We start from the raw sequence: 8660 nt of genomic DNA, 5'->3' as shown, positions 1-8660 counted from the left end.
GTGCGGGGGCCGGGCCAGGGACGAGATCCTCGTCGACGCGGCGACCTTCCCCACGGACGGCTACATCGCCGCCTCCGCGGCCCGGCTCACCGGCTGCCGGATCCGGGCCGTCCCCGTCGGCGACCTCGCCGCCGCGGCCGGCCCCCGCACCGCCGTGGCCCTCGTCAACCACGTCGACTACCGCACCGGCCGCCTCCACGACCTGCCCGCCCTCACGGCCGCCGTGCACGCCACCGGGGCGCGGATCGTCTGGGACCTGTGCCACAGCGCGGGCGCGCTGCCCGTCGGCCTGGACGCCCACGGCGTGGACCTCGCCGTCGGCTGCACGTACAAGTACCTCAACGGCGGCCCCGGGGCGCCCGCCTTCCTCTACGTCCGGCGCGACCTCCAGCCCCGCTTCGACTCCCCGCTGCCCGGCTGGAACTCCCACGCCGACCCCTTCGGCATGGCCCCCGGCTACGCCCCGGCCGGCGGCGCGCCGCGCGGCCGCGTCGGCACCCCGGACATCCTCTCCCTGCTCGCGCTGGACGCGGCCCTGGGCGTCTGGGACGACGTCGACCTCACGGCCGTACGCGCCAAGAGCCTCGCCCTCACCGACTTCTTCCTGCGCTGCGCGGAGGCGTACCTGCCGGCCGGCCGGGTCGCGTCCGTCACACCCGTCGCGCACGCGGAGCGCGGCAGCCAGGTGGCCCTGAGGGCCACCCCGGCCGAGGCCGCCGCGGGGACCATGGCCGAGCTCGTCCGGCGCGGCGTCGTCGGTGACCACCGGCCCCCGGACCTGCTCCGTTTCGGCTTCACCCCGCTGTACACGGCCTTCGCGGAGGCGGAACGGGCGGCGCGGACGCTGGGGGAGGTCCTCGCGTAGTACTTGAGACGGACCCCCGGAGATCGGCTGACAAGCGGACGACGCGTCCGCTCCGGTTGCCTACGGTTGATGTGTGACCAAGACGCATGACTCGAACGGCCTGCACGGTGAGATGCGCATCCTCGAGAGCGCGACCGAGGAGATACGCAAGGACCTGTTCACCGACGCCTTCGCCTTCCGGCCGCTGCCGCCGCTCGGCGACGGCCACGCGCTGGTCCGCAGGGCCCCCTGGGGGCTGGGCCGCTACACGCGCTGGCTGCCGCACGCGATCGTCGTGGGGTTCACGGGGATGGTCGTGCTGGGCACCCTGTCCGTGTCGACGAGCGCGGGCGTGATCCTCGCGCTGTTCGCGGGCATCCCCCTGGTGACCACGCTGCTGCGGCCCGTCGGAGCCTGGTGGCTGTCGATCGGCGCGGCCTTCGTCTCCGCCGTGGTCCTCGGCGCCGGGCCGTGGACCCCCGGCGGCTTCGTCTCCCACCTCGCCGTCATGGTGATCGTCACCCTCCGCACCCGCCCCCGGCTGGCCGCCGAGATGTGGCTGATCACCATGGCCTTCCAGGTGTTCATCTCCGTCGCCCGCGGCTCCGGCCTCCACACCGACGTCTTCGAGATGTCCGTGATCTCCGGGATGTTCCTCTTCGTCGTCGCCGCCGTCCGCGCCATGCGCGAGTCCAAGCAGCAGGTCGCCGAGCAGGTCGCCGTCACCGAGGTCGAGCGGTCGCGGCGGACCGTGCTGGAGGAGCGCACGAACATCGCCCGCGAGCTCCACGACGTCGTCGCCCACCACATGTCCGTGGTCGCCATCCAGGCGGAGGCCGCGCCCTACCGCGTCCAGGACACCCCGCCCGAGCTGGCCGCCGCCTTCGCCACCATCCGCGAGAACGCCGTGGCCGCCCTCACCGAGCTGCGCCGCGTCCTCGGCGTCGTACGGTCCGAGAACCCGGACGCCTTCGCCGCCCCCGAGGCCCCGCAGCCCACGCTCGCCGACCTCGACGCGCTGCTGGCCAACGTCCGCTCCGCCGGGCTCGCCGTGGAGCGGGTGACCACCGGATCGGTCCGGCCGCTGCCGCAGGGCGTGGAGCTGTCCGCCTACCGCATCGTCCAGGAGGCGCTCAGCAACGTCCTGCGCCACGCGCCCGGCGCCACGGCCCGGATCGAGCTCTCCTACGTCCTCGGCGGGCTCGGCCTGCGGATCGTCAACGGCCGCCCCGACCGCCTCGCCAAGCCCTCCCCGGGCGCCGGCCACGGCGTGCTCGGCATGCGCGAGCGCGTCACGATGCTCGGCGGCGAGATGACGGCGGAGCCCACGGACGACGGCGGCTACGAGGTCGTCGCCTTCCTCCCCGTCACGACGGGCGGGGCCGCCGCATGACCGTCCGGGTGCTGATCGTCGACGACCAGATGATGGTCCGCGAGGGCTTCTCCGTCCTGCTGGGCGCCCAGCCCGACATCGAGGTGATCGGGGAGGCCGTGGACGGCCTCGACGCCGTCCGCAAGGTCGCCGAGCTGCGGCCTGACGTGGTGCTCATGGACATCCGCATGCCCCACATGAACGGGCTGGAGGCGACCCGGGAGATCGTCGCCGCCGACTCGGGCGCGAAGGTGCTGGTGCTCACCACCTTCGACCTGGACGAGTACGTCTACCAGGCGCTGCGCGCCGGGGCGAGCGGCTTCCTGCTGAAGGACGCCTCCGCCCGCCAGCTCGCCGACGGTGTGCGGATCGTCGCCGACGGCGAGGCGCTGCTGGCGCCCACGGTCACCAAGCGGCTGATCCAGGAGTTCTCCCGCCTGGGCACCCACAAGGCCCCCGCGCCGGAGCGCGTCGGCGACCTCACGGAGCGGGAGACGGAGGTGCTGGTGCTGGTCGCCCAGGGGCGCTCCAACGCGGAGATCTCGGCGCATCTGGTGGTGGCGGAGTCGACGGTGAAGACGCACGTCAGCCGCATCCTGGTGAAGCTCGGCCTCCGGGACCGCACCCAGGCGGCGGTCTTCGCGTACGAGGCGGGCCTGGTCCGGCCGGGCGGGTGACACGGGTGGGGGACACGGGCGGACGACACGGGCGGGTGACCCCGCCGCGCTACTCGCGCGGCAGCGTCAGCCCCCACGCGTCCCCGACCGCCGTCCACGTGCGCGTCCGTACCGGCCCCCGGACGCGGTTGTCGGCGCGGTAGCGGAAGTCCGGGCCGGAGACCGTGACCGTGCGGGCCAGGACCCGGACCGGGGGGTCCGAGGGGCCGCCCGCGTGGACGACGACCTCGGCCAGGCCCCCCGCCGCCGTCACCGCGACCCGCGCGACCGGCCGGTCGAGGTCGGCCAGCAGCTCCCCGTCCGCCTCCACCCGCAGCCGCGTCGCCCCCGGCAGCGGATGCCGCCCCGACGGCCCGGACAGCAGCGTCAGGGCCGTACGGGCGGTCCGGGCGGCCGGCGTCCACCACGCCTGGTGACCACCACCCGGGCCACCGGACCCACCGGGCCCGGGCCCACCGGGCCCACCGGACCCACCGGGTCCGCCGGGTCCGCCCTCGGGCCCGCTCCCGGGCGCCGGCACCGCCGCGGCGGCCTGCGGCGGCGAACCGGAAGGCTGGCCCGCCGGGGCCGCCCGCCCCGCCCGCACGGCCCCCGCGGGCGCCCAGAGGCCGCCCAGCACCACGCCGTCGCTCTCGTCGGCCAGCAGCCCCAGCCGCCGCTCCGCGCCGTCCAGCACCGCCCTGGCGGCCGCCACGGTCCCCAGGGGGACGCCGAGCACCCGGGCCACCGACACCGCGGGGAGCGCCCCGACGGGCACCCACGCCAGCGGGGCCTCGGCCAGCTCGCGGCGGCGGTGCAGCAGGCCCACGACGCGCAGCAGGGCCCGGTCGTCGCCGATCACGACGATCCGCCGCCGCCCGCGCCGGGCGACCGCGCGCGCCACCTCCTCCGGCCCGCCGGGGAGACAGATTTTGGCCACCGCTCCGGCGCACAGCACATCCCTCGCGATCCGCGTGGACTCGCCGTCCACACGCCTGGCGACCGGGTCGATGACGACGAGCAGCTGCGCTCCGCTCGGGTCTGGAGCCGACACCTTCGTCCTTCCTCAGGTAATCTCTCGGTGCAAGAGCCCCTGTCGCTGTTGCGCCAGGGGCTTCGTCTATCCGGGGCACCGGTTCGACGGCTCTAGCGGTGGTGAACGCCCGTATCTCGCGGGCGGGAGGCCACCTGTGCACGTTGGACATGCCCCGCCCGGAAGGGGTGTACGCCTGTGCCCGCACTTGTGCTGCTCGGTGCTCAGTGGGGTGACGAGGGCAAGGGAAAGGCCACCGACCTGCTCGGTGGATCCGTCGACTATGTGGTGCGCTACCAAGGTGGCAACAACGCCGGCCACACGGTCGTCGTGGGTGACCAGAAATACGCGCTGCACCTTCTCCCTTCCGGAATCCTCTCGCCGGGGTGCACCCCGGTCATCGGCAACGGTGTGGTCGTCGACCCGGCGGTCCTGCTCTCCGAGCTGAGCGGGCTGAACGAGCGCGGCGTCGACACGTCCAAGCTGCTGATCAGCGGTAACGCGCACCTGATCACGCCCTACAACGTCACCCTCGACAAGGTGGGCGAGCGCTTCCTCGGCAAGCGCAAGATCGGCACCACCGGCCGGGGCATCGGCCCCACCTACGCGGACAAGATCAACCGCGTGGGCATCCGGGTGCAGGACCTCTACGACGAGTCGATCCTGACCCAGAAGGTCGAGGCGGCCCTGGAGCTGAAGAACCAGCTCCTGGCGAAGCTCTACAACCGCCGCGCCATCGAGACGTCGCAGATCGTCGACGGTCTGCTGGCCTACGCCGACCAGATCAAGCCCTTCGTGGCCGACACCACGCTGATCCTGAACAACGCCATCGACGAGGGCAAGGTCGTCCTCTTCGAGGGCGGCCAGGGCACGCTGCTCGACGTCGACCACGGCACGTACCCCTTCGTCACCTCCTCGAACCCGACGTCCGGCGGTGCCTGCACGGGCGCGGGCGTGGGCCCGACGAAGATCAACCGCGTGATCGGCATCCTCAAGGCGTACACCACGCGTGTCGGCGCCGGCCCGTTCCCGACCGAGCTGTTCGACAAGGACGGCGAGGCGCTGCGCACGATCGGTGGCGAGCGCGGTGTCACCACCGGCCGTGACCGTCGCTGCGGCTGGTTCGACGCGGTCATCGCCCGTTACGCCACCCGCGTCAACGGTCTGACGGACTTCTTCCTCACCAAGCTCGACGTGCTGACCGGCTGGGAGCAGATCCCGGTCTGCGTCGCGTACGAGATCGACGGCAAGCGCGTCGAGGAGCTGCCCTACAGCCAGAGCGACTTCCACCACGCGAAGCCGATCTACGAGATGCTGCCGGGCTGGACCGAGGACATCTCCAAGGCCAAGACCTTCTCCGAGCTGCCGAAGAACGCCCAGGCGTACGTCAAGGCGCTGGAGGAGATGTCGGGCGCGCCGATCTCCGCGATCGGTGTCGGCCCGGGCCGTGACGAGACGATCGAGATCAACTCCTTCCTCTCGTAAGCGGCACGATTGCGTGACGGCGCCCCGGTGGTCATCGACCGCCGGGGCGCCGTCGTTTGTGCCACAGTGTGCGCGGTCCACAGTGTGGTGCGAGGGGGAGCGTGATGTCGGTCAGGAAGCCCCCGACCGAGCGGCAGCGGCGGTTGGGTACCGAACTGAGCAAGATGCGCGAGCGCGCCGGGCTGTCCCCGACCAAGGCCGCCGCGCTGCACGGTACCGACCGGACCACCATCAGCAACGTCGAGTCCGGACGGTTCGGCGTGAGTGCCGACCGCGTGCGCGTGTGGGCCGCCAACTACGCGTGCCGGGACGCCGCGTACATCGACGCGCTCACCGAGATGGCGAGCGAACGGCGTTTCGTGGGCATGAACTGGTGGGACGAGTACCGTGGCCAGGTCGCTGCGGCGCTTTTGGACCTTGCCGAGCTCGAACACCATGCGGTCGCCATCCGCTCGGCGCAGATCACGCACATGCCGGGGCTTCTCCAGCACGAGGACTACGCGCGGGCTGTGTTCGGGGAAGCCGTCCCGCCTCTGGCCCGTGACGACTTCGAGCGCAAGCTCGCCTTCCGGCTCAGGCGCAGCGGTGTGCTCGACGGGGCATGGGCGCCCCATTGCACGTTCATCATTCACGAAGCGGCTCTGCTTATCCGGTTCGGTGGCAGCCGGGTGGCCAGGACCCAGCTGCACCATCTGCTGGAGCAGTCCGAGCGCGAAAACGTAGTGGTCCGCATCCTGCCGTTCGACATCGGTGGGTTTCCCGCTGCGGCGAGCACAACGACCTATGTGTACGGCCCCGTTCCGCAACTGGACACGGTGCAGACGGACACTCCCGTAGGGTCGGTCTTTCTGCATGCGGACACCCATCTTGCGAACTATCGTGCGGTGCTGGACCGTATGGAGCAACGCGCCCTCAGCCCGAGCCGCTCACGGGACCTCATTCACGAGGTGGCGCAGCAACTGTGAGGCGTGAGAGCAGTGGGCATCCAGTGGCTCAAGTCCTCGTTCTCGGAGCAGCCTGACGGGGCCTGTGTCGAGCTGGCCCTGAGGGGCCGCCGCATCCTGTTGCGGGAGAGTGATGACCCAAGTGCGGTCGTCAAGGTGTCGCCCGATGGGCTGCGTGCGCTCCTGGCCCGCGTCAGAGCCAACAGGCTCGGGCTCGAAGGCGCCCAACCCGGACAGGTGTCAACATCCTGACGGTGGACTCGCTCTTCTGGGTGGCCGCCCATACAACACGTTGTGTGCGGGTGAGCGGTGTGGCTACCGTCCTATCACCTTGACTCAGCTCCGAGTTGAGCCATGCATCAGTGTGCCCCGGCGACGTGTGCGCGTCCCGGGGCCGGCCAACGCCGCATAGGAGCGTCAGCATGCCCAACCGTATCGGGCTCGTCCTGCAACGAACACTATCCCTCGTCCTGAACCTGCTGTTCCCGGCCACGGGAGCGCGCCGCCGCGCTGCCGCGTCGCCGTCGCCGTACGACTCGTGCCGCGCCGGTACCGGAACCGCCGCGCAGCACGTCCGCACCACATCCGGCCTCCGCCTCCTGATCCGCGCCCTCACACCGCCGTCGCTGCCCGGAACGCCGGACCGGCACGTTGCCCGCGCCGACCTCACCCCCTTCTTCCGCCCCCACCGCCTCACCCATGAGCAGCGCCGACGCCGTACCGCCCTCGCGCTCGCCCTCGACGGCATCGACATCGGGCCGTGGGCCATCCACGGGCACCGCATCGGCACGCCCGTCACCGCGCTCGCTCCCCAGGCGGTGGCCGCGTGATGCTCACCCCGAACCCGGTTCCGTTGCCTCCGCTCCCCCCGCTTCCTCCGCGTCACGGCCTGCGTATCAACCGTGTCCCCGGTAAGCCCGTCCGTCGTGAGGCCGACGGCAGCGTCACCGTCCCCCTGTGGCTGGAACAGCACGGCAGGTTCCACGCCGATCTCGTCCTCCGGCTCTCCGCCGCCGAGGCGGAGCACCTGCACGCGCAGCTCTGCCGCGCCCTCGACGGCGCGCCCGTGACGACGCCCGCCGACCGCACGCCGGACTGCCGGAAGGACGTCGGGGGCAGCAAGGGAACGCACCAGCCGTAGGTCGTCCACCGCCCAGGCCCCGCGCTACGGCGCGGGGCCGAGCCCCATGCCGTCACCCGTCCGGGGGAGCGGCAGGAAAAGGGAGCCGGTGCCTGCCGAAGGTCGGCGAGGCTGGCCTTCGCCTGGAAGGGAGTGCACCATGACGGTTATGGCCGAGCGCACGTCGCACATGCTGGTGGAGGAATTCGAGCAGATCGCCTCCGCCGCGCCCGAGACCGTCACGTTGGAGTTCATCAACGGACGGATCGAGGAGAAGCCGGTGGCCGACGGGGATCACGACGCGATCATCATGTGGCTGCTCAGGCGCTGCATGCAGGCGCGCCCCGAGCTCGATCTCTACACGACTCGCGGGCTGAAGGTCGGCGAATACCGCAAGGGCAGAGCCCGTCCGGACGGGGTGCTCGTGCCCGTGGATCACTTCGCCGGGCACGGTGAGTGGGCCGACCCCGACGGCGTGCTGATGACCGTCGAGGTCACCTCGTACGACGGGGACACCGACCGCCGTGACCGGCGGGAGAAGCCGGCCGCCTACGCTGCCGCCGGCATTCCTGTCCATGTTCTGGTCGACCGCGACGCCGGGGTCGTGGCCGTACACACCAACCCTGACCCGGAACGCGGATACCTCGACATCCACCGCGCCCCCTTCGGAGAGCAGGTCACTCTTCCCGGCCCGGTGAACATCACTCTCGATACGGAGCCCTTGAAGAACTACGTCCGCTGAGGGACGCCCCGCGCCTCCCACGACCGGATGTCCCCGCGGCTACCCGCACCCCCTGCCGCGGGTAGCCGGTACACGTGGCGACTCGGCTCAGCCGGTCCTGCTGTAGACCAGCGAGGCGTCCTTCGTTCCGGAGTCCGTGAAGGAGCGCCGCATCCGCCCGTCCGGGAGCAGGGTCAGGTCGGACGAGGAGCCGGGCTGGCAGGCGGACGCGGGGTTGGCCTGGGTGACGGCCGACGGGCCCAGGCGCATCGAGCCCCCGCCGCCTCCGGTCCTCGTCGCGTGCCACCCACAGGTGTAGGACGTGCCGTCGGAGAGGGTGCCGCTGCCCTGGATGGTGACGTCGCCCGCCTCCGAGACGGTGATCGTCCGGTAGTTGGGGCCCGCGCCGCTGTCGAAGGTGGTCTGCCAGGTGCCGAAGTAGCCCGTGGGCGCCGGGGTCCGGGTGGGGTCCTGGGTGGCCGGGG

General features: G+C 72.0%; 10 protein-coding genes and 1 pseudogene. 9 read left to right on the top strand and 2 right to left on the bottom strand.

Annotation, left to right across the window (positions count from 1 at the left end):
- From K6I33_RS26820 to K6I33_RS26810, 3 genes are all read left to right on the top strand, one after another.
- Positions 1–865, top strand: an 865-nt coding sequence (locus K6I33_RS26820; RefSeq protein WP_229357109.1) for an aminotransferase class V-fold PLP-dependent enzyme, incomplete at its 5' end; no start/stop codon positions are given.
- A 112-nt stretch (positions 866–977) separates the two neighbouring features.
- Positions 978–2237 (top strand): sensor histidine kinase, encoded by a 1260-nt coding sequence (locus K6I33_RS26815; protein WP_229357110.1) that lies wholly within the window; start codon positions 978–980, stop codon positions 2235–2237.
- Positions 2234–2893 carry a response regulator transcription factor gene (locus K6I33_RS26810; RefSeq protein WP_229357108.1) on the top strand — a complete coding sequence of 220 codons (660 nt, stop codon included), beginning with the start codon at positions 2234–2236 and terminating at the stop codon, positions 2891–2893. Before K6I33_RS26815 ends, K6I33_RS26810 begins: the two co-directional genes overlap by 4 nt.
- A gap of 49 nt (positions 2894–2942) precedes the next feature.
- Here K6I33_RS26810 and K6I33_RS26805 read toward each other — a convergent pair whose 3' ends face one another.
- The gene (locus K6I33_RS26805) at positions 2943–3926 is read right to left on the bottom strand and encodes a diacylglycerol kinase (RefSeq protein WP_229357107.1); all 984 of its coding nucleotides are present in this window, start codon (positions 3924–3926) and stop codon (positions 2943–2945) included.
- A gap of 177 nt (positions 3927–4103) precedes the next feature.
- Here K6I33_RS26805 and K6I33_RS26800 point away from each other — a divergent pair, with 177 nt between their 5' ends.
- From K6I33_RS26800 to K6I33_RS26775, 6 genes are all read left to right on the top strand, one after another.
- Positions 4104–5390 (top strand): adenylosuccinate synthase, encoded by a 1287-nt coding sequence (locus K6I33_RS26800; RefSeq protein WP_229357106.1) that lies wholly within the window; start codon positions 4104–4106, stop codon positions 5388–5390.
- A gap of 104 nt (positions 5391–5494) precedes the next feature.
- Positions 5495–6355 carry a helix-turn-helix transcriptional regulator gene (locus tag K6I33_RS26795; protein ID WP_229357105.1) on the top strand — a complete coding sequence of 287 codons (861 nt, stop codon included), beginning with the start codon at positions 5495–5497 and terminating at the stop codon, positions 6353–6355.
- Between the two features lie 3 nt (positions 6356–6358).
- On the top strand, positions 6359–6586 hold the full coding sequence (locus K6I33_RS26790) for a DUF397 domain-containing protein (protein WP_229357104.1): 228 nt from the start codon (positions 6359–6361) through the stop codon (positions 6584–6586).
- A gap of 170 nt (positions 6587–6756) precedes the next feature.
- Positions 6757–7164, top strand: coding sequence for a hypothetical protein (locus K6I33_RS26785; protein ID WP_229357103.1), 408 nt, complete (start codon positions 6757–6759; stop codon positions 7162–7164).
- On the top strand, positions 7164–7475 hold the full coding sequence (locus tag K6I33_RS26780) for a hypothetical protein (RefSeq protein ID WP_229357102.1): 312 nt from the start codon (positions 7164–7166) through the stop codon (positions 7473–7475). The genes K6I33_RS26785 and K6I33_RS26780 overlap by 1 nt, the downstream gene beginning before the upstream one ends.
- Before the next feature lie 139 nt (positions 7476–7614).
- Positions 7615–8196: a Uma2 family endonuclease gene (locus K6I33_RS26775; protein WP_229357101.1), complete on the top strand. Its 582-nt coding sequence runs from the start codon at positions 7615–7617 to the stop codon at positions 8194–8196.
- Between the two features lie 87 nt (positions 8197–8283).
- On the opposite strand, the pseudogene K6I33_RS26770 reads toward K6I33_RS26775, so the two are convergent.
- A pseudogene (locus K6I33_RS26770) lies at positions 8284–8660 on the bottom strand (serine/threonine protein kinase); the annotation flags it as partial.

This window comes from Streptomyces sp. UNOB3_S3 (assembly GCF_020740895.1).
Lineage (GTDB): Bacteria > Actinomycetota > Actinomycetes > Streptomycetales > Streptomycetaceae > Streptomyces.
Note: the sequence above shows the minus strand (reverse complement) of the source record. Positions and strands in the feature narration are given on the sequence as shown.